At 58.4% G+C, this 18,994-nt stretch carries 15 protein-coding genes; 3 read left to right on the top strand and 12 right to left on the bottom strand.

Annotated elements, in window-relative coordinates; all coding sequences use genetic code 11:
* Positions 1 to 31: 31 nt before the first annotated feature.
* Positions 32 to 2,290, top strand: coding sequence for a glycoside hydrolase (locus ACYZUA_RS01400; protein WP_461961792.1), 2,259 nt, complete (start codon positions 32 to 34; stop codon positions 2,288 to 2,290).
* Positions 2,291 to 2,330: 40 nt separating this feature from the next.
* Here ACYZUA_RS01400 and ACYZUA_RS01395 read toward each other — a convergent pair whose 3' ends face one another.
* Positions 2,331 to 2,960 carry a class I SAM-dependent methyltransferase gene (locus tag ACYZUA_RS01395; RefSeq protein WP_461961791.1) on the bottom strand — a complete coding sequence of 210 codons (630 nt, stop codon included), beginning with the start codon at positions 2,958 to 2,960 and terminating at the stop codon, positions 2,331 to 2,333.
* 156 nt (positions 2,961 to 3,116) lie between these two features.
* On the opposite strand from ACYZUA_RS01395, the gene ACYZUA_RS01390 reads away from it, so the two are divergent.
* Positions 3,117 to 6,035: an RHS repeat-associated core domain-containing protein gene (locus ACYZUA_RS01390; RefSeq protein ID WP_461961790.1), complete on the top strand. Its 2,919-nt coding sequence runs from the start codon at positions 3,117 to 3,119 to the stop codon at positions 6,033 to 6,035.
* 94 nt (positions 6,036 to 6,129) lie between these two features.
* Here ACYZUA_RS01390 and ACYZUA_RS01385 read toward each other — a convergent pair whose 3' ends face one another.
* From ACYZUA_RS01385 to ACYZUA_RS01335, 11 genes are all read right to left on the bottom strand, one after another.
* Complete coding sequence (locus ACYZUA_RS01385) at positions 6,130 to 6,774, bottom strand: methionine ABC transporter permease (protein ID WP_461961789.1); 645 nt, start codon at positions 6,772 to 6,774, stop codon at positions 6,130 to 6,132.
* Positions 6,764 to 7,885 (bottom strand): methionine ABC transporter ATP-binding protein, encoded by a 1,122-nt coding sequence (locus ACYZUA_RS01380; protein WP_461961788.1) that lies wholly within the window; start codon positions 7,883 to 7,885, stop codon positions 6,764 to 6,766. Before ACYZUA_RS01380 ends, ACYZUA_RS01385 begins: the two co-directional genes overlap by 11 nt.
* Positions 7,886 to 7,887: 2 nt before the next feature.
* The gene (locus tag ACYZUA_RS01375) at positions 7,888 to 8,697 is read right to left on the bottom strand and encodes a MetQ/NlpA family ABC transporter substrate-binding protein (RefSeq protein ID WP_461961787.1); all 810 of its coding nucleotides are present in this window, start codon (positions 8,695 to 8,697) and stop codon (positions 7,888 to 7,890) included.
* A gap of 131 nt (positions 8,698 to 8,828) precedes the next feature.
* Complete coding sequence (locus ACYZUA_RS01370; protein WP_461961786.1) at positions 8,829 to 10,187, bottom strand: LLM class flavin-dependent oxidoreductase; 1,359 nt, start codon at positions 10,185 to 10,187, stop codon at positions 8,829 to 8,831.
* Positions 10,187 to 11,392, bottom strand: a complete 1,206-nt coding sequence (locus tag ACYZUA_RS01365) for an SfnB family sulfur acquisition oxidoreductase (protein WP_461961785.1) — start codon at positions 11,390 to 11,392, stop codon at positions 10,187 to 10,189. Before ACYZUA_RS01365 ends, ACYZUA_RS01370 begins: the two co-directional genes overlap by 1 nt.
* Positions 11,393 to 11,415: 23 nt before the next feature.
* Positions 11,416 to 12,657 (bottom strand): SfnB family sulfur acquisition oxidoreductase, encoded by a 1,242-nt coding sequence (locus ACYZUA_RS01360; protein WP_461961784.1) that lies wholly within the window; start codon positions 12,655 to 12,657, stop codon positions 11,416 to 11,418.
* Between the two features lie 362 nt (positions 12,658 to 13,019).
* Positions 13,020 to 13,784 (bottom strand): hypothetical protein, encoded by a 765-nt coding sequence (locus ACYZUA_RS01355; protein ID WP_461961783.1) that lies wholly within the window; start codon positions 13,782 to 13,784, stop codon positions 13,020 to 13,022.
* A 502-nt stretch (positions 13,785 to 14,286) separates the two neighbouring features.
* Positions 14,287 to 15,042, bottom strand: coding sequence for an L-cystine ABC transporter ATP-binding protein TcyN (gene tcyN / locus ACYZUA_RS01350; RefSeq protein WP_461961782.1), 756 nt, complete (start codon positions 15,040 to 15,042; stop codon positions 14,287 to 14,289).
* A gap of 4 nt (positions 15,043 to 15,046) precedes the next feature.
* The gene (gene tcyL / locus ACYZUA_RS01345) at positions 15,047 to 15,712 is read right to left on the bottom strand and encodes a cystine ABC transporter permease (RefSeq protein ID WP_046045484.1); all 666 of its coding nucleotides are present in this window, start codon (positions 15,710 to 15,712) and stop codon (positions 15,047 to 15,049) included.
* Complete coding sequence (gene tcyJ / locus ACYZUA_RS01340; protein ID WP_074872532.1) at positions 15,712 to 16,506, bottom strand: cystine ABC transporter substrate-binding protein; 795 nt, start codon at positions 16,504 to 16,506, stop codon at positions 15,712 to 15,714. Before tcyJ ends, tcyL begins: the two co-directional genes overlap by 1 nt.
* A 213-nt stretch (positions 16,507 to 16,719) precedes the next feature.
* Positions 16,720 to 17,712 carry a D-cysteine desulfhydrase gene (locus tag ACYZUA_RS01335; protein ID WP_461961781.1) on the bottom strand — a complete coding sequence of 331 codons (993 nt, stop codon included), beginning with the start codon at positions 17,710 to 17,712 and terminating at the stop codon, positions 16,720 to 16,722.
* A gap of 193 nt (positions 17,713 to 17,905) precedes the next feature.
* Between ACYZUA_RS01335 and epsC the strand changes: the two genes are divergently transcribed.
* Positions 17,906 to 18,832, top strand: coding sequence for a serine O-acetyltransferase EpsC (gene epsC, locus ACYZUA_RS01330; protein WP_461961780.1), 927 nt, complete (start codon positions 17,906 to 17,908; stop codon positions 18,830 to 18,832).
* Positions 18,833 to 18,994: the final 162 nt, after the last annotated feature.

Below are 18,994 nucleotides of genomic sequence, written 5' to 3'. Positions count from 1 at the left end.
CGGTCCCTTTCCAAATGGAGGAGGGACTTCGATGTCACCGATGACCTATTGTCTGCGCTATGTGCTGTTGCTCGGCGCTCTGTTGTTTTCACCCCCGACGCTGGCCGGCAGTGTGCTGGAAAATTCGCTGTGGCGCGTCGAACTCGATCCCGCCACGCTGGCGATCCGCGTCATCCCCGCACAACATTCGCCAGTGCAAGCCTCGTCGGGCGTTACTGGGTATAAGGTCAGCAACCTCAAGCAAAGCGCCAATCGCATGGACTGGCAGTGGGATGACGGCGCCTGGACGCTGAGTGCCGCTCTCGATCAGCGTGACCTGTCCCTGTCCATCACGGCCCGTGATCCCGGTGAGCTGAGCTTTCTGAAACAGCCCGGCAGTTCTATGGGCAAAGGACTGATCTTGCCGCTGGCCGAGGGGCGTTACGTGCCTGCCGGTGATCCGTTGTGGCAAACCTTTCTGCTCGATCAGGGGGAGTTCAATACCACCCAAGACCTGAGTTTGCCGCTGTGGGGCGTTGATCACGGTGGCTTCACGCTGAACTGGCTGATGACCAACCCTTACAACAATCGCCTGATCTTCAGCGCCGAAAACAACAACACCCTTGCTCTGACTGTCCATCATCAATTCACCTCCCTTGAGCCCAATGCACCGCTAACTTTCAAGCTGTCGTTGGGTGATGTCGATCTGTTGGCGGGTGCCAAGCGCTATCGGAAGTGGTTGGTCGACAGCGGGCAATACGAAACCTTGAGCGACAAACTGCTGAAGATTCCCGAAGCCAAAAAGCTCCTGGGAGCCAGTCATGTTTATCTGTGGGGTAACGACCTGCTCGGACCGGACGATGTTCGAAGCTGGCCAGCTTTGCTGAAAGGGTTGCGCGGTAACGGTGTACTGGCCAGCGAGTTACGTACCAGTTTTGACGCTGAAAGTACGCAGTTACTGGCCCGGGCTGAGCCACCGCTTGAGCGTTACCAGCAAGTCACGTTGCTACGCAGCCTCAATGCTGCGCTCAACAAGAAGGCACGCAGCGGCTGGCAGTCTGTCGTCGAACCGGACATGCAAAAATTGGCTGACGGCTACGGCTTATTACGTGCAGAGCTGGCAGTGGCGTTCTCCGATGCTGTGACGGCAACACCAGAACGCTGGGGCAATACCTTGTCACCAACGACTATCGAACAACTGAAAGCTGCGGGCTTGTCGCGATTATGGTTAGGCCTTGGCGAGGGTTGGGAAGGTGGTCTCTGGCACCCTGAAACGGTGCGTCAAGGCGTTGCCGCAGGCTACCTGGTGGCGCCTTATGATTCCTATGAGACGGCGCTGACCATCACTGAAAACCCGGACTGGGCCACTGCGCATCTGGGCTCCAGAGCCAATCAGGAATGCGCGATCATGTTGGAATCCGGGACGTTCAAAAGCGGGTTTCAGCAATCGGGACATTACACCGATCCGCGTTGTGTTCGGCCATTGCTTGAGGCGCGCATCAGGGCTGTACATAGCAAGGCCGGGTTCAATAGCTGGTTTCTGGATGCCTACGCCACCGGCATGCTGTTTGATAGCTACCGTGTGGGAGCGACTATGACTCAGGTGCAAAATGCCGAGGGCAACATCGACGCCTCGCGCTGGGTCAACGAGACGTTGAAGCTACCGACCGGCTCCGAGGATGGCAACGCCACCACGGCCCAAGGTGTACTGTTTGCCCATGGGATGCAGACACCGGTGATCGGCTGGGGGGATTCGGATATGAGCAAGAATCCGAAGTCGCCCTATTACCTGGGCCGCTGGTTTCCTGATGAACAGCCGCAGGTTTTCTTCAAAACCGTGCCCCTCAAGGAACCCTACCGCACGGTTCACTTTGCTCCGCAAACGCGCTTGCCGCTTTATCAGGCGGTGTTCCATGGCTCGGTGATCACCACCCATCATTGGCTGTTCGACAGCCTTAAGTTGAGCAATGTGCGCGCCGAGAATGAGTTGACTCAATTGCTCTACAACGTGCCGCCGCTGTATCACCTGAGTGCGGCGACGCTGAAGCAGCGGTTACCGGTGATTGCTCGTCAGGATGTTTTCTTCCGCCCGCTGCATGAGCGTCTGGCGACTCAGGCGATGACAGATTTCCGTTGGTTGACTGAGGATCGTCAGGTACAGCAGACAACGTTCGCCGATGGCACCAGACTGGTGGCGAATTTTGATTTACGCGAACGTGAGATTGATGGGCGACAGCTGGCCGATCGAAGCATCACCGCGTTTGACGAGAATGGGGGAGTGGCAACCTATCAAGTCGCTGTGCAACGTTAGAAAACCTTCGCGAGCTTGCTCGCGATTGCGTCCTGACAGGCTACGCCGGCTTACGCCAAACACTCGCCAACCAAGGCTGCTGCTCTCGCGGCAGCCCCGCCGGCCGATAGTAATGCTCCAGCTCCACAAATCCCGCCGCCGTCAGCAATTGCTGCCACGTCTCAAGATCGTGGTACGCCCCATAACGCGGCCCATTCCACCCTTCCTGATTCTCGCCACGCGGATTGGAACTGAACAACACCCCACCCGGCTTCAAAGCCCCGCGCAATTCTTTCAACACCCGAGGCAATTCCTGACGCGGAATATGAAACAGCACCGCATTGGCGAAGATCCCGTCAAAGCGCTCAGCCGGCAAATCCAGCTTCAGAAAATCCTGCTGCCAGACCTCACAACCACTGTCTTCACGCGCCATCTGCGCAAACTTCTCCGAGCCATCAAGCCCGACAGCGGTGTGGCCCATGCGCGTGAAGGTTTGCAAATCACGACCCGGCCCACAGCCAAAGTCGAGAATGTCGAACGGTGCCTCCCCCTGAATATGCCGCAGCAGCGCATCAATGTTCTGGCTGACATCATGATCGCGAGTCCCTTCGCGAAAACTTTCAGCCACCGAGTTGTAATGACCCAGGGTGGTGGAGGTGATCTGCTCGAGGTCAGTGGGAGTCTGTTTCATGGTCGGCTGCGCAGGCAATTGGGATTTGCCGAATATACGCCATGCGGTGGGGGGCTGCTGTGCAGCCAATCTGCGTCCCCCTGTTACTTTTTACAGTATCCGTCAGGTGATAAAAGGCTCAGTCTTTCCTCAGCACGCACGAAGGATCGTTATGCCATGAATGTTCACCATGACACTGCCACACCGACCTTGTCGGTCAAGGATCCGCGTGCCTTGGTGATTCGCAGCGTGGGCTACTGCCGTCACCCGGACAAACCAGCCATCGAGTCGCGCATCACCCGGCAAATATTCGACGCAGCAGGGCGGATGATTGAATCGTGGGACCCGCGTCTGTGGGGAACGGCGCCGAAGCCGAACCAGGCCACAATCTTCGACTTGAACGGCGATTCTTTGCTGACGGACAGCGTCGATGCCGGGTGGCAGTTGAGCCTTTCGGATCAGGCAGGTTCGCTGCGTTCGTTCTGGGACGGTCGAGGCAACCAGCGGCACATCGACTATGACGATCAACAACGACCGATAACCGTCACGGAACAGACGGCAGGAGATCTGCCGCAGGTGGTGGAGCGGTTGACCTATGGCGGCGCCGGTCCAGTGTTCGCCGAACACAACCAGTGCGGGCGACTGATCCGTCATGACAGCACTGCAGGCTCTCAACGCGTCGGCGACTACGGTCTGACGGGTTCAGTGTTGATGGAAAGCCGACGATTCCTCACCGAACTTGAAACACCCGACTGGCCTGACGAGGAGGAGGCCCGAGAGGAGTTGCTGGAAGAACAGTCGTTCGTCACCCGCTACGCCTTCCTCCCTACAGGTGAGATCCAACGTCAGATCGATGCCATGGGCAATGCCCGAACCTTTGGCTATGACGTGGCGGGCAAACTCAGTGAAGTCTGGCTGCTACTGACTGGGGATGGCAAACAACCGCAATGTCTGGTCAGTAACATTCGCCACAACGCCAATGACCAGATCGAAAGCGAAACGGCGGGCAATGGCGTTGAAACGCGCGCTGAGTACGACGCCGAGAACGGTCGTTTGACAAGGCTGGTAGCGGCGGTCGGGAATCAAAAGCCGTTGCAGGACCTGAACTACCTCTACGATCCGATAGGCAACATTGTCGAGATGGAAGACAAGTCCCAATCCGTGACGCATTTCAACAACCAGCGTATCGAACCGATCAACCGCTACCGCTATGACAGCCTGTATCAATTGGTCGAGGCCAAGGGCTGGGAAGTCTCCAATCCAAGCCATGGACCCGCGTTACCGCAATTACTGCCCACACCGCTGGACCCCAATCAGCGGCGCAATTACACACAGCAATTCGATTACAACCCAGCGGGCAATCTGATCTCTCGCCGCCACAGCGGTGCGCCCGGTTTCTCGATGTTTACCTCTGCGGGCAGTAACCGAAGCCTGGCTCAGCGGGAGGATGGTGCATTGCCGGGTGAACCTGAAATCACCTCAGGTTTCGATGCCTGCGGCAACCAGCTGGAGCTGCAACGCGGACAAGCCATGGTTTGGGATATTCGCAACCAGTTGAGCCGGGTGACCTTGGTCAAGCGTGAGGGTGAACCCGGCGATTACGAATGTTATGTCTACGACCGCCCCGGTCATCGGTTACGCAAGGTGCATTTCAGCCTGAGCAAGCGCCTGACCCTGCGTGCTGAAGTCCGTTATCTCCCCGGTCTGGAAGTCCATCGACAGGCCGATGGGGAAGAGCGCCATGTCATCAGCGTCGACGCAGGACGTAGCAGCGTTCGAGCGTTGCATTGGCCCGAGGGTACGCATGACGATCAACTGCGCTATAGCTTCAGCGATCACCTCGGTTCCAGCACTTTGGAACTGGACGATGAGGCGGGTGTACTGACGCAGGAACACTATTACCCCTTTGGTGGCACAGCATGCTGGGCTGCTAAAAGTGAATTAGTCGCTAAGTACAAAACTATTCGGTATTCGGGGAAAGAGCGGGACGCGACAGGGCTTTACTGCTATGGGTTTCGTTATTACGCACCCTGGTTGCAACGTTGGATAAGTCCGGATCCGGCGTGGGATGGGCTCAATGTATTCGAGATGGTCGGGAACAGTCCTCCGAATTTTTTTGACCCCGACGGTTTGACAAAAGAGGCGGCGAGTAAGAGATGGAGAGCAGCCTATGATGCGGTGGCGGCCACTAACTCGGGGGTTCGGGTTCGAACCGTTGTGCCGGGAATAATCGCTGTTGATGTAGTCGGAGGAAATGAACTCTTCAATCGCATGGGCGTTGGGCTCACACGTGACGTCAACAGCGACAGAAGGCTTTCGTATTTGTCCATTGATGCCTCTCTGAAAGGAAAAGTTGCGGGAGGTGTTCGCCCGGTTCATCTCAAAAGTTTGTCGGGGGCAGCTATCAAGTCTGAGGCTGGGAAAAAAAACGCCGGTGCGATGGCTTTTATAAACGGCGGCTTTTTCAACATGGGGGGAGGGGCGAGTAAGGATGCCCCTGGTTATGCATCCGTTGGCCCCAACGTCATTGATGGTCGCCGGAGGGAATATGCCAATATTCCTCAAGACTATCGCTCAAGTTATGTGAAGATCCGGATGGATGACCTTTCGATGATTCATTCCGGGCCTGTGCTTTCAGACGACGGCAAGGCTACCTTCCCTCAGCAAATGCTGAGTCAGCCGCGGTTTCAGTTTACCGACCAAACCAGCACGCCGGGCAAGCTGGGTCATGCGAGCGCGCCCAATGCTCGTTCCGGCATCAGCCTTCCCAGCTCAGGCGCAGTTGGGCAGCGTACACGGCTGGCAATGGGGACTACCGAGGGGCGAACCAATGAATCTCCCGGTTACACGATGCCCGAATGGTCCATGGTTATGGCCAGGCTCGACAGATTGAACGGTTCTGGAGGGCAATCAGTGAATCTTGATGGAGGTTATTCGACTGTCTTGGGGGTTGTCGGCGCCGAAGGTCAATCTCTCATGACGCGGTCTTATCCTGGTGCGCCAGATAGAGCCGTTGGAAATTTCATAGCCTACTACCAGAAGTCCCCCGGTTTTTCTCAACGACTGTCCAACACCGTTAAAAGTTGGTTTTCTTGAACGTCAGCGTATGAGATCAATCGGTGTGTTTGAGCGGACGTTCACCGGGTCTATCTGAACGGGAGTGGGCACGCCCACTCAGGTTCAACGCAGATCAACGCTTATTCAACCCCCGGGCCAACCGATCCCCACCCAACTGAATCACCGCCACCAACACCACCAGCAACACAATCACCGTCAACATGATCTGGCTATCAAACCGCTGATACCCGTACCGATAGGCGATGTCCCCCAGTCCACCGGCACCGATCGCCCCCGCCATGGCCGATGAGTTGATCATGGTCACCAGGGTGATGGTGAAACCGCCGACAATCCCCGGTAACGCCTCAGGCAACAACACATGCCAAACGATGTGCCGGCGTCGGCAACCCATCGCCTGCGCCGCTTCTATCAACCCGTGATCAACCTCACGCAAACTGACTTCGGCGATGCGCGCAAAGAACGGCGTGGCGGCGATGGTCAGCGGTACCACGGCCGCCCAAACGCCGTACGTGGTGCCGACGATCAGCCGCGTAAACGGAATCAGCGCCACCATCAAAATAAGAAACGGAATCGAGCGGAACAGGTTCACGAACGCACCCAATGCGCGGTTCAGCGTCGGTGCTTCGTAGATGCCGCCCTTGGAGCTGGTGACCAGAATCACCGCCAGCGGAATGCCCGCCAGCAGCGCGATCAATGACGACACGCCGACCATCAGGAAGGTGTCGATGAAGCCTTGCAGCAAGCGATCAAACCACATAACCCAGCACCTCGACCTGTTGCGCCCAGTTGCCAGCGCGTTGACGCAATTCCTCTGCGCCGAGGGACGAACCGGTCACCGCCAGCAGCAATTGCCCGAGGGCATGGCCCTGAATCCGTTCCACACCGCCTTGCAGCAAGCGCACGCGACCGCCGAGGGCACTGAACAACGCGGCCAGGTCGGGCTCGTCGCTGGCGCTGCCGGTGAACTGCAAACGCAGCACAACAGCGGCGTCCGAGGATTGTGGATGTGCCTGCAAGCGGCTTTGCAGTTCTTCCGGCAAACCGTGCTGCAACGGCGCCAGCAAGGTTTTGCTGACCTCGTGCTGGGGGTTGCCAAAGACTTCCCAGACCGGCCCTTGTTCGACGATTCGTCCGTGTTCCAGCACCACGACTCGGTCGCAGATATCGCGGATCACCGCCATCTCATGGGTGATCAGCACGATGGTCAGGCCCAGGCGCTGATTGATCTCGCGCAGCAGGCCGAGGATGGATTGCGTGGTTTCCGGGTCCAGCGCCGAAGTGGCTTCGTCGCACAGCAGAATTGCCGGGTCATGCACCAAGGCACGGGCGATGCCGACGCGCTGTTTCTGACCGCCGGAAAGCTGCGCCGGGTAGGCCTTGTGTTTCTCTTGCAGGCCCACCAGTTCCAGCAATTCGCGGACTTTCTGCTCGCGTTTTTCCTTCGGCACACCGGCGACTTTCAGCGGCAATTCGACGTTCTGCCAAACCGTCTTGGCCGACATCAGGTTGAAGTGCTGGAAGATCATGCCGATGCGCCGACGCAGCGCCACCAGGCGGTCTTCATCGAACTCGCCGATGTCGACCTGATCGATCAGCACGCGGCCCGTGCTCGGTTGTTCCAGGCGGTTGATGGTGCGGATCAGCGACGACTTGCCGGCGCCGCTGCGGCCGATGATGCCGAACACTTCACCGCGCTGGATCGCCAGGTCGATGCCGTGCAGTGCCGCTACCGGACCTTGCTGGCCGGTGTAGGTTTTGCCCAGACCGATGAAGCGTACGTGAGCGCGGTTCAGGTCTGGGTGCAATTCGGTGTGTATAGCGTTGTGGGACTCTGGAATATCCAGTCGCCGTTGGATAGCGGCCGTCATTTTCAGCTTTCCCAACCGGCTTGATACAGCTTGCCGTGGGCCTTATCCAGCGCGGCACGAACGGCCGGCGAATGCTGGTAGATGTCGACGAATTTGATCAGCCGCGGATCGGTTTTGCTTTTCGGCTGGATCACGAACTGGATCACGTATTCCTTGTGATCGAGGCCGTCGAACAGCAGGGCAGAGCCGGCATCGAAGGTCTTCGACAAGCGGATGTAGGCCGGGTAGCCCTGGACCAGATCGGCGTCGTCGTAGGCGCGTACCAGTTGCACGGCTTCGACCTGCAGGATTTTGATTTTTTTCGGATTGGCGATGATGTCTTCTTCGGTGGCTTTGTAGCCGACACCCGGTTTGAGGGTGATCAGGCCCGCCTTGGCCAGCAGTTGCAAGCCACGACCGCTGTTGATTGGGTCGTTGGCAATCGCCACGCTGGCGCCTTCCGGCAGCTCGTCGAAGCTTTTGTATTTCTTCGAGTAGAGGCCGACGTTGTTGATGATTCCCGGCGCGAACGGCACCAGGTCAAAACCGGCGGCGGCCTTGGCGTTTTCCAGGAACGGGACGTGCTGGAAGTAGTTCACGTCGATGTCGCCGGAAGCGAGGCTGACGTTGGGCGCGATCCAGTCGCTGAACTCCACCAGGTCGACTTGCAGGCCTTGTTTCTTGGCTTCTTCGACGGCGGCTTCCAGGGGAATGGCGAAAGCGGCGGTGGTGCCGACTTTCAGCGGCGCGTCGGCGGCGAAGGTGATGGAGCTGAAAAGGCCGAGGGCCAGGGCCAGTGCTTTGACTGGGTGCGAGAAGTAGGTCTTGGTCATGATGAGTTTTCCAGTCAGTGCATTAAATGTGTGGTGTTTGGTCGGGCCTCATCGCGGGCAAGCCTTGCTCCTACAGGGGTTCTGTGGACACCGGAGATCCACTGTAGGAGCAAGGCTTGCCCGCGATGCTTTTAGCGTCGGAATGCCGAGCCCGTATGTTGCTCAGGCAAATGCGCCTCGCCGTGAAACAGTTTTTCTCGCAGGCTGCCGCTGTCGTAAGCGGTCTTGTACGACCCTCGGCGTTGCAACTCTGGAATCACCAAATCGATGAAATCCACATAGCTTTCTGGCGTGACTATTCGCGTCAGGTTGAAGCCATCCAGCCCTGTCTCGGCGATCCATGACTCCAGCTCATCGGCGACTTGCTCGGGCGAACCGACCACGGTGATGTAGCGACCACCCAGCGCGTGTTGCTCGAGTAATTTGCGGCGGGTCCAGTCGTTGTTTTGCAGGTTCTTGGTGGCGGACTGGATCGCATTGCTCTTCACGTACTGGATCGGTTCGTCGATGGCGTATTCGGAAAAATCGATCCCGGTGGACGCTGAGAAATGCGCCACGCCGGCCTCGGCACTGGCGTAGCTCAAGTACTCGGCGTGCTTGGCCCAGGCCAGCTCTTCAGTGGCGCCGACAATCACGTTCAGCCCCATGAACACCTTGATGTCCTCAGGGTTACGCCCGGCCTCGACGGCACTGGCGCGCACCTTGTCCACTTGAACCTTGGTCGACGGTTTGTTCTGGCCGCTGATGAACACGCACTCGGCATGTCGCCCGGCGAACAGCAAACCGCGATCCGAACTGCCGGCCTGGAACAGCACGGGTGTGCGCTGCGGCGACGGTTCGCAGAGGTGATAACCCTCCACCTGATAGAACTCGCCCTTGTGCTCGACCTTGTGCACTTTTTCCGGTTGCGCGTAGATCCGCTGTTGCGGATCGTTAAGCACCGCGCCGTTTTCCCAACTGCCTTCCCAGAGTTTGTAGAGCACTTGCAAGTATTCATCGGCCTGGTCGTAACGACGGTCGTGTTCCACCTGTTCGCTCAGCCCCATGGCCTTGGCGGCGCTGTCGAGGTAGCCGGTGACGATGTTCCAGCCGACCCGGCCACGACTGAGATGGTCGAGCGTGGACATGCGTCGGGCGAACAGATACGGCGGTTCGTAAGTCAGGTTGGCAGTGAGACCGAAGCCAAGGTTTTTGGTGACCGCGGCCATGGCCGAGACCAATAGCAGCGGGTCGTTGACCGGTAACTGAATTGACTCTTTGAGCGGCACGTCCACCGAGTTTTGGTAGACGTCGTACACGCCGACGATATCGGCAATGAACAGACCGTCGAATAGCCCGCGTTCCAGCAATTGCGACAGTTCGGTCCAGTATTCGATGGTTTTGTACTGAGTGGAGTTGTCCCGTGGATGCGTCCACAAACCATGATTGATGTGCCCGATGCAGTTCATGTTGAACGCGTTGAGCAGGATCTTCTTTTTGGCATCGACCATCAGATGGTCCCCCGCAGTGGCGGGTTTTCATCGTTGAGGTAGTAATTGCCAACGGCGTGATACTTCCAGCGCACCGGGTCGTGCAGCGTGTGTACCCGAGCGTTGCGCCAGTGGCGGTCCAGGCCGTGTTCAATCAAGGTTGCCTGGCTGCCGGCCAGTTCAAACAGCGTGCTGCCAGCGGCGAGGGAGATCTCGGTGCTGATGGCACGGGCTTCGGCGACGGCTATCGATGCGGCGGCGACGGTCTCGGCGCTGGTCGTGGCCTGAGCCTTGTCGAGGAATTCGCCGGAGCGTTCCAGCAAGGCTTCGGCGGCGTGCAGACGAATGCTCAAGTGGCCGAAGCTCTTGATGGTCAGCGGGTCTTCGGTGGCTTTGTCGTTGCCGGAATCGATCCACGGCCGGGTCTTGGTGCGCACGAAATGCAGCGCATCTTCATAGGCGGCGCGGGCGATACCGGTGTCGATAGCGGCATGAAGAATCTGCGCCAGCGGGCCGACGGTGGTCGGGCGCTCGAACGCACTTTGAAACGGGATCACGTCTTCGGCGGCGACGTAGACATCTTCAAACACCACCGAACCGCTGCCGGTGGTGCGCTGGCCGAAGCCGCTCCAGTCGTCGATCACCGTCAGGCCCTTGGCGTTACGAGGGACGAAAGCGAGTTGCTGAACGCCGTTTTCATCCACGACTGACGTCGGAATGCGCTGGGCATAAATCGCCCCGGTGGCGTAGAACTTGCGGCCGTTGATGCGATAGCCGTCACGTTCTCCATGCAGATCAGGGGTCAGACTGGTGACGCGGTCATGGGCAGTTTTGGTGCCGAGTTCCGCGAGAGCATTGCCGAAGCGTTGGCCGGCCAGCACTTCCGCGTACAGGCGTTCTTTCTGCTCTTCGCTGCCATTCACCCGCAACACTTCGAGCGCGTAGAAATGGTTCTGCGGGATCTGGCCGAGGGAACCGTCAGCCTGGGCGATCAGCGCGATCACCTTGGCCAGGGTGACGTTGGAAACCCCGGCGCCGCCATATTCTTTTGGCACGCTGATGCCCCAAAGACCCGAGCGGGAAAACACTTCCAGTTCCGGGTGTGGCAAACGGCATTCGCGGTCGCGCAAGGCGCTGTCGCGTTTGAAATCTTCGGCCAGATCACTGGCGACGATCAGGGCGTGCTCATCGCTGGTTATGACCGCGACGTGGTGAGAAAGAGTCATGTGTTTCTCCAGAGATCTGGTCGTTAAATCCAGGAGTGGCGAGCGGGAAGCGTGCCGTTCAAGTGATAAGTGCCAACGGCGTGATACTTCCAGCGCACCGGGTCGTGCAGCGTGTGCACGCGGGCGTTGCGCCAATGACGGTCGAGGTTGAATTCGGCGAGGGTGGCGCGGCTGCCGGCCAGTTCGAAAAGCTTTTCGCTGGCCAGCAACGAGATCTCGGTGGTCAGCACTTTGGCTTCGGCCACGGCAATCGAAGCGCGGGCGGCAGACTCGGCAGTGAGCGGCGCGGCGTTGACCTGATCGAGCACTTGTCCGGCCTTGCGCAGCAGTGCTTCGGCGGCGTGCAGTTCGATTTTCAGCTTGCCGATGTCGGCGATCACATAGAGGTCGTCGCTGGCCCGTTCGACCTTGGCGTCGATCCACGGCCGTGCACGGGTTTTCACGAACGAGATGGCGTCGTCGATGGCGCCCCGTGCGATGCCGGCGTCAATGGCTGCTTGAATCAGCTGCGACACGGCACCCTGAATGTTCGGGTTGTCATTGATCTTCCAGTTGTCCACCACCAGCTCGGCGTCGACCTGCACGTTGTTGAGCAAAATGGTGCCGCTGGCGGTGGTGCGTTGGCCGAAGCCTGACCAGTCATCCACGATGCGCAGGCCCGGTGTACCGCGACGAACGAAGGCCAAAACCTGCTTGCCGTCGTCGTTCAGCGCCTTGACGGCGACCCAGTGAGCGAACAGGGCGCCGGTGGAATAGAACTTCTGCCCATTGAGGATGAAGCCGTCACCGCTGGCGGTGATTCGTGCCTTGAGTTCGAGGGTATTTTTGGTGCCGCGCTCAGGTCCCGCGTTACCGATTCGCCATCCGTCGAGCACGCTTTTGAACAGCTGTTTTTTTTGCGATTCAGTGGCGCTGCCGAGCACCAGGTTGAGAATGCCGAACTGGTTTTGCGGGATCTGTCCCAATGCCGGATCGGCCGCGGAAATGATCGCGAAGACTTCGGCAACGGTGACGAACGAAACCTGCGGGCCACCGTACTCGCGCGGGATGGCAATGCTGCCCAGGCCGCTGCGGGTGAACTGTTCGATTTCCGACCACGGCAGCTTGCGCTGCTGGTCGCGTTTGGCCGCTTGCAGACGGGCGACTTGCGCCAGCTCATGGGCGGCCTTGATGGCTTGTGCGTCATTGCGCAAGACTTGCGCGGGCAACAACAACGGGGCGATGTCCAGATCACTCTGGACGATTGCATCTGCCAGACTGGACATCAGCGCCGCTCCTTGGCTGCACGCAATGCCCTGGCGATCTGCACTGGGGTGATTGTGTTCCGGACCATACCTACCTCACATCTCATGGAAACGTCGCGATGGTTGCGACGAACGAAAACAAGAATGTCCGGTGGTCCGGTGCATATACCCTAAGCGCGTATAAAAATTAAATAAACTAACTTTTAGGAATATGCATAGAAGGGGTGTTACAGATTCGTGTAGCAGCTGGCGAAGCCTGCGTCCGGCTTCCGTAGGAGCGAGCGGTGCGGCGATCCGACTTGCCCGCGAAGGCGTCAGTTCTGACGCACCGCGTTATCGTTCTTCGCGAGCAAGCTTCGCTCCTACAGTCGAACGCAGGGATTTCAGTGTTTGCGGGGTTCGGCGGCCATGAGCATTTCTTTCGGCCGGACCTTCAAATAGGGATTGGCGCAACCGATCTTCAACCTGCGCGGTGGCGCCCAGCGGGAGTTGTTACCCACCCGGTCGAGGATGCAGTAAGTCACTTCCAGCCGCAGGTCTTCGCCGGCTTCGAGAATGATCGCCGGCGGCACCCAGACCTGGATCGGCTGGCCGACATCGCCAGCCTTGAGTCGTGGCAGATCCATACGCACATCGCCCCAGCGCAGGGTGATTTCGTCGTCGGCGGCCATGTTCAGGTAAGGCTCGATGGTCAACGGAACGCCGCGCTTGATCTGGTTCGGATTGACCCCCTGACGGCGAATGGTCTCGGGGATGTTCACGGGCTCCAGACTCTGGTTTTCATCACCGCACAGCGCAGACGGTTGGCCGCCGGGGCAGTCGAGTTTGATCTGCACCCGTCTGGCGGCGGACAGAGTTGGCCCTTGCCCGATCTGCATGATCCGGTAGTGAACGCGCGAGGTGCCATTGGCGATGAAGCTCTCGGGCACACGCAGTTGCACCGGTCGGCCGACATCGTTGGCCGTCAGCACTCTGGAGGCCACGTAGCAGTTGTCCCAGAACAATTCGATCAGGTCGCCTTCGTCCATGCCGGAGTAGGGCGCCACATCGATCAGCAGGTGCGCCGCCGAGGTGATGTTGATGCAGGTCTTGTGAGATTGCGCCAGGGTCGGGGCCGCAAGTTCGGGTTTGTTCGAAGTGCTTGTCATGGGGATTCTCCTTGACGCCTTGCAGCGAAAGTCCGTTTCTGAAAGTTCAAAAGGCGTGAATTACCGAGCAACAAAGTTATTCGCTATTTGTGAGGTTAAATAATGAATGAGTTGAGGTTTAACGCCTGCTGGAGACTAGATAAGAGTGCGCTTGAATAGGTGTCAATAGAGTTGGCTAGTTAAGTGTTGAATCCAGTGTTATTCAGAAAAATCCTACGCATTGAAGTTAATAAGCTGCACCGCTTTGTCGAATTTGACCTTGTTTTATGGGCTTTAAGCGCGTTGCTGACGGGGAAGGCCGGTTCGGTGAGGGCGCTGGGTTTGGTGCATTTCAGGCGAGGTTATTCTGTTGCAGAACATATATATGTACCGCACGCTGCTCTAAAAAATTATCTATTGTTCAAATGAATGGAGTTAACGAAGAGAACGTAGCGAGAGATTTTGTTAGTAGGCGTAGTTGTCACTTCCTTCCATGGAAGTTAACAAGTAGTGAGGCGATGTTTCAGGCGTGAGCGTTATTCAGGAACTTGCTGAGAAACTGCTTCGTCCGCTCTTCTTTCGGATTGGCAAACAGCGCCTTGGCTTCGCCTTGTTCGACGATCACCCCCTTGTCGAAAAACACCACGCGGTTCGCCACGTCCCGGGCAAAGCCCATTTCGTGGGTGACGATGACCATGGTGCGTCGCTCTTCGGCAAGGCTGCGGATGGTCGCCAGCACTTCACCCACCAGCTCCGGGTCGAGGGCTGAGGTGGGTTCGTCGAACAGAATCACTTCTGGCTCCATCGCCAGCGCACGGGCAATCGCCACACGCTGTTGCTGACCACCGGAAAGGCGACGCGGGTACGCGTCTTCCTTGCCCGCCAGACCGACCCTGGCCATCAGTTTTTTACCCAGGGCAACGGCTTCGGCATGCGGGATCTTCTTTACGATGATCGGGCCTTCGATAACGTTTTCCAGGGCGGTGCGATGAGGGAACAGGTTGAAGTTCTGGAACACGAAACCCACGTGCTGGCGCAAACGCCGCACCAGGCCTTGTTGCTGGTTCAGCGGACGGCTGCCATCGATCTCGATGTCACCGACCTTGATCCGGCCGCTGGTGGGTTCTTCCAGGAAATTCAGGCAACGCAGGAACGTGGTTTTACCCGAGCCGCTAGGCCCGATGATCGCCACCACCTCGCCTTCCTTCACTTCCAGATCGATGCCGTTGAGCACCACTTGACCCTTGAACTGCTTTGTCAGTTTTTCCACGACAATCATTGGGTCAGGACTCCAGGTCGTGCCGATTGACCCGTGCTTCCAACTGGTTCTGCAGGTGCGAAAGCACCGTGGCCAGAATCCAGTAGATCAGCGCGGCGGCAAGGTACATGGTGAAAATTTCAAAGGTACGGGCGGTAATCAACTGCGCCTGACGGAACAGTTCCGGCACCTGAATAGTGGCTGCCAGCGCGGTGTCCTTCACCAGCGAAATGAAGCTGTTGCCCAACGGTGGCAGAGCCGTGCGCATCGCTTGCGGCAGGATGGCCCGGCGCAGGGTCTGCGCGCGGGTCATACCGATACTCGCGGCGGCTTCCCACTGGCCGCGCTCGATGGAGCTGATCGCGGCGCGGAGGATTTCGCAGGCATAGGCCGCCATGTTCAGCGAGAAGCCGATCAGGGCCGCCGGCAGCGGATCAAGTTCGATGCCCAATTGCGGCAAGCCGTAATAGATCACGAACAGTTGCACCAGCAACGGCGTGCCGCGAAAGAACGACACGTAAATGCGCGCGATCCAGCTCACCAGTTTGAAGCGCGACAGGCGCATCAATGCCAGGCCAAAGCCCATCACCAGGCCGAAGAACATCCCGCCCAGGCTCAAGATCACCGTGTAGTACGCGCCCTTCAGCAGGAAGGGCGCGGAATCCAGCGCGAGTTGGAAAGCTTCTCCCATTATTGAGTGACGTCAGCGCTGAAGTATTTTTCCGACAGCTTTTTCAGCGTACCGTCGGCACGCAGCTTGTCGATGGCCTTGTTCACTGCTGCCAGCAATTCAGGCTCGCCTTTGCGCAGGGCGATACCGGCTTCCTGACGGGAGAACGCTTCGCCGGCGGCGGAAGTATCCTTGGCCTTCCTGGCGTATTCCAGCGCGGCGAGGCGGTCGATCAGAATGGCGTCGATGCGGCCGACGCGCAGATCCTGGAACTTGGTCGGGTCATCTTCGTAGGTGCGGATGTCAGCCTTAGGCACATTCTCTTTCACCCACTGCTCGTAGTTGGTGCCCAGTCCTACGCCGACTTTCTTGCCGGCCAGATCAGCGGCGGTCTTGATGGTGTCTTTGTTCTTGGTCAGGGTCAGCGCCTGAATCCCGGAAACGGTGTACGGCGTGGAGAAGTCGTACTTCTTCTTGCGCTCTTCGGTGATGGTCACCTGGTTGATCACCGCGTCCAGACGCTTGGATTCCAGGGCTGCGAGGATGCCTTCCCATTTGGTTGGTTGCAGTTTGACCTTCACGCCCAACTCTTTGGCCAGGGCTTCGGAGAACTCGACTTCGAAGCCGGCCAGCTTGCCGTCGGCGTCGACAAAACTGAACGGTGGGTAAGTGCCTTCCAGGCCAACGTTGATCACGCCAGCGTCTTTGATTTTTTGCAGTTGCTCACCGGCAACCGCTTGCCCCAGCAGACCGGCGCTCAGCGCCAGGCCCAGCGAACCAACCAGCAGATTTCGTCGTAGTGCGGAAAAATTCATGACAAGCCCCTGTGTTTTCTTATGAAGACGCTTTTAGGAATGTTGGCAAATTCGGGATTTGAACGACTGCAATATCCTGCCCTAAAGCATCGTATGCGTCTCGCTGCAAATTCGCCTGCGGCGTGACTATATGATGGCGCCTTTAGATTGGAAAATAATGAATAATCAGTTTGATATGCTTTTATTGAATATAAATCCGGAGATCGAGATCAATTAAAGAAAGTCTTTGTAGGCAAACAACGCCGGCGCCCCGCCGGTGTGCAGGAAGAGGATCGGGCCATCATTGAAGCGCTGGCGGCCGATGCCATCGAGCAAACCCGCCATGGCCTTGCCGGTGTAAACCGGGTCCAGCAGCAAACCTTCCTGACTCGCCACCAGCTTCACGGCGGCCAACGTCCCGGCATTCGGTTCGCCGTAGCGCGGGCCGAAATACTCGTCCCACAACTCGACCTTGAAACTCGCTGGCAGGCTCACGCCCAACAGCTCTGCAGTGCGTTCGGCGAGGCCTTGGACTTTCGGGCGCTGGTCTTCGTCGCTGCGAGAAACCGTGACACCAATCACTGGCAAATCCGGCAGTGCTTCACTCAACGCCAACGCCAGACCGCTATGGGTCCCGGCGCTGCCCGAAGCCAGAACCACGGCGGCGAATGTCAGCCCGGTGTCCTTGATCTGCTCGGCCAACTCCAGCCCGGCACGCACATAACCCAAAGCACCCAACGCATTGGAGCCACCAATCGGCACCAGATACGGCTTCTTGCCGTTGTTGCGAAGGCGCTCGGCCAGGGATTGCAATTGTTCGTCGGCGTTGTCGAGGTTTTCCACCAACTCGACCTTGGCATCGAACAGGTCCAGCAACAGCCGATTGCCATTGCCGACATAGTTAGCGTCGTCGGTGCCGAGAGGGTTTTCCAGCAAGGCTACGCAGCCCAGGCCAAGCTTGGCCGCAATGGCGGCAGTCTGGCGCACGTGGTTGGACTGAAGCGCGCCAGCGGTAATCAAGGTGTCCGCGCCTTGTGCCAGCGCATCGGCCGCCAGGTATTCGAGTTTGCGCAGCTTGTTGCCGCCCATCGCCAGCGGCGTCAGGTCATCACGCTTGACGTACAGATCGCGGCCCAGCCAGGTCGACAGGCGTTCGAGTTTTTCCAGGGCGGTAGGGTGACCGAGCAGGTCGAGACGGTTAAAGCGGGCAAGCTGTTGTTTGATCATGGGGTCCGTACTGGCGGAGGGAGATGACAGGACTATAGGCACGCCTATTTAGCGGGGCAACTGTCAATCGGCCTTATGCCAAAAAGTGCTGAGCACAGCACAATCGGTTCTTAATTCGGCTTCCAGACCATGCCGTAAAGTAATCGCGGTTAACGCGGCCAGACAGTCCGGCCGCCCGTGAGGAGTTTTTACCGTGAGCGAGCGTTCCAGTCATTGGCAACTGCAGACCATCGTCAGCCAACTGCGCACGGCGCGTGATCAGTGGCGCGTACAAAATGGCCGCGCCAGCACCGAACAGGGCGGTCGCGAGTTGCCTTCCCGAGCGGCCATGGCAGAGATTCTCGAAGCCCTCTGCGGCGCGTTGTTCCCGATGCGCCTCGGCCCGGTGGATTTGCGCGAGGAGAGTGAAGACTTCTACGTCGGCCACACGCTGGACGTTGCGTTGAACGCGTTGCTGGATCAGGCACGACTCGAACTGCGCTACGCCGCTCGCCACAGTGCCCAGGCCGACACTGAAGTCGAGGCCAAGACCATTCAGATCATTCAGGACTTCGCCCTCGCATTGCCGGGGCTGCGCAGCCTGCTCGACACCGACGTACTGGCGGCCTATCACGGCGATCCGGCGGCTCGCAGTGTCGATGAAGTGTTGCTGTGCTATCCGGGGATTCTGGCGGTGATTCACCATCGCCTGGCCCATCATTTGTACAGGTCTGGATTGCCGCTGCTGGCACGCATCAGCGCGGAAATCGCGCACTCGGCCACCGGCATCGACATTCACCCTGGCGCGCAGATTGGTCGCAGCTTCTTCATCGATCACGGGACGGGTGTGGTGATCGGCGAGACCGCCATCATCGGCGAGCGTGTGCGGATTTATCAGGCCGTGACGTTGGGTGCCAAGCGCTTCCCGGCGGATGAAGACGGTCAGTTGCAGAAGGGGCAACCGCGTCATCCGATTGTCGAGGATGACGTGGTGATCTATGCCGGTGCGACGATTCTGGGGCGGATCACCATCGGCAAGGGCTCGACCATTGGCGGTAATGTCTGGCTGACGCGTAGCGTGCCAGCGGGGAGCAACCTGACTCAGGCGAATCTGCAGCATGATGATGGGACGCAGAAGTAGATCCGGAATCTCGACTGACTGATCCGGCCTCATCGCGAGCAGGCTCGCTCCCACAGGGTTTTTATGGTGTTCACAATGGTGTGGACTGACACAAATCCACTGTAGGAGTGAGCCTGCTCGCGATTGGTTTCAAGGCGAACCAAGATGTTGGCATTCCGCTAA

The sequence above is a fragment of the Pseudomonas sp. LS2P72 genome (genome assembly GCF_054897865.1).
Note: the sequence above shows the minus strand (reverse complement) of the source record. Positions and strands in the feature narration are given on the sequence as shown.

Coding starts and splice junctions, on each gene's coding strand:
- ACYZUA_RS01400 (WP_461961792.1), top strand. CDS start 32: ATGTCACCGATGACCTATTGTCTGCGCTATGTGCTGTTGCTCGGCGCT.
- ACYZUA_RS01390 (WP_461961790.1), top strand. CDS start 3,117: ATGAATGTTCACCATGACACTGCCACACCGACCTTGTCGGTCAAGGAT.
- tcyN (WP_461961782.1), bottom strand. CDS start 15,042: ATGATTGTCGTGGAAAAACTGACAAAGCAGTTCAAGGGTCAAGTGGTG.
- tcyL (WP_046045484.1), bottom strand. CDS start 15,712: ATGGGAGAAGCTTTCCAACTCGCGCTGGATTCCGCGCCCTTCCTGCTG.
- ACYZUA_RS01355 (WP_461961783.1), bottom strand. CDS start 13,784: ATGACAAGCACTTCGAACAAACCCGAACTTGCGGCCCCGACCCTGGCG.
- ACYZUA_RS01375 (WP_461961787.1), bottom strand. CDS start 8,697: ATGACCAAGACCTACTTCTCGCACCCAGTCAAAGCACTGGCCCTGGCC.
- ACYZUA_RS01365 (WP_461961785.1), bottom strand. CDS start 11,392: ATGACTCTTTCTCACCACGTCGCGGTCATAACCAGCGATGAGCACGCC.
- ACYZUA_RS01370 (WP_461961786.1), bottom strand. CDS start 10,187: ATGGTCGATGCCAAAAAGAAGATCCTGCTCAACGCGTTCAACATGAAC.
- ACYZUA_RS01335 (WP_461961781.1), bottom strand. CDS start 17,712: ATGATCAAACAACAGCTTGCCCGCTTTAACCGTCTCGACCTGCTCGGT.
- ACYZUA_RS01360 (WP_461961784.1), bottom strand. CDS start 12,657: ATGTCCAGTCTGGCAGATGCAATCGTCCAGAGTGATCTGGACATCGCC.
- ACYZUA_RS01395 (WP_461961791.1), bottom strand. CDS start 2,960: ATGAAACAGACTCCCACTGACCTCGAGCAGATCACCTCCACCACCCTG.
- ACYZUA_RS01385 (WP_461961789.1), bottom strand. CDS start 6,774: ATGTGGTTTGATCGCTTGCTGCAAGGCTTCATCGACACCTTCCTGATG.
- ACYZUA_RS01380 (WP_461961788.1), bottom strand. CDS start 7,885: ATGACGGCCGCTATCCAACGGCGACTGGATATTCCAGAGTCCCACAAC.
- tcyJ (WP_074872532.1), bottom strand. CDS start 16,506: ATGAATTTTTCCGCACTACGACGAAATCTGCTGGTTGGTTCGCTGGGC.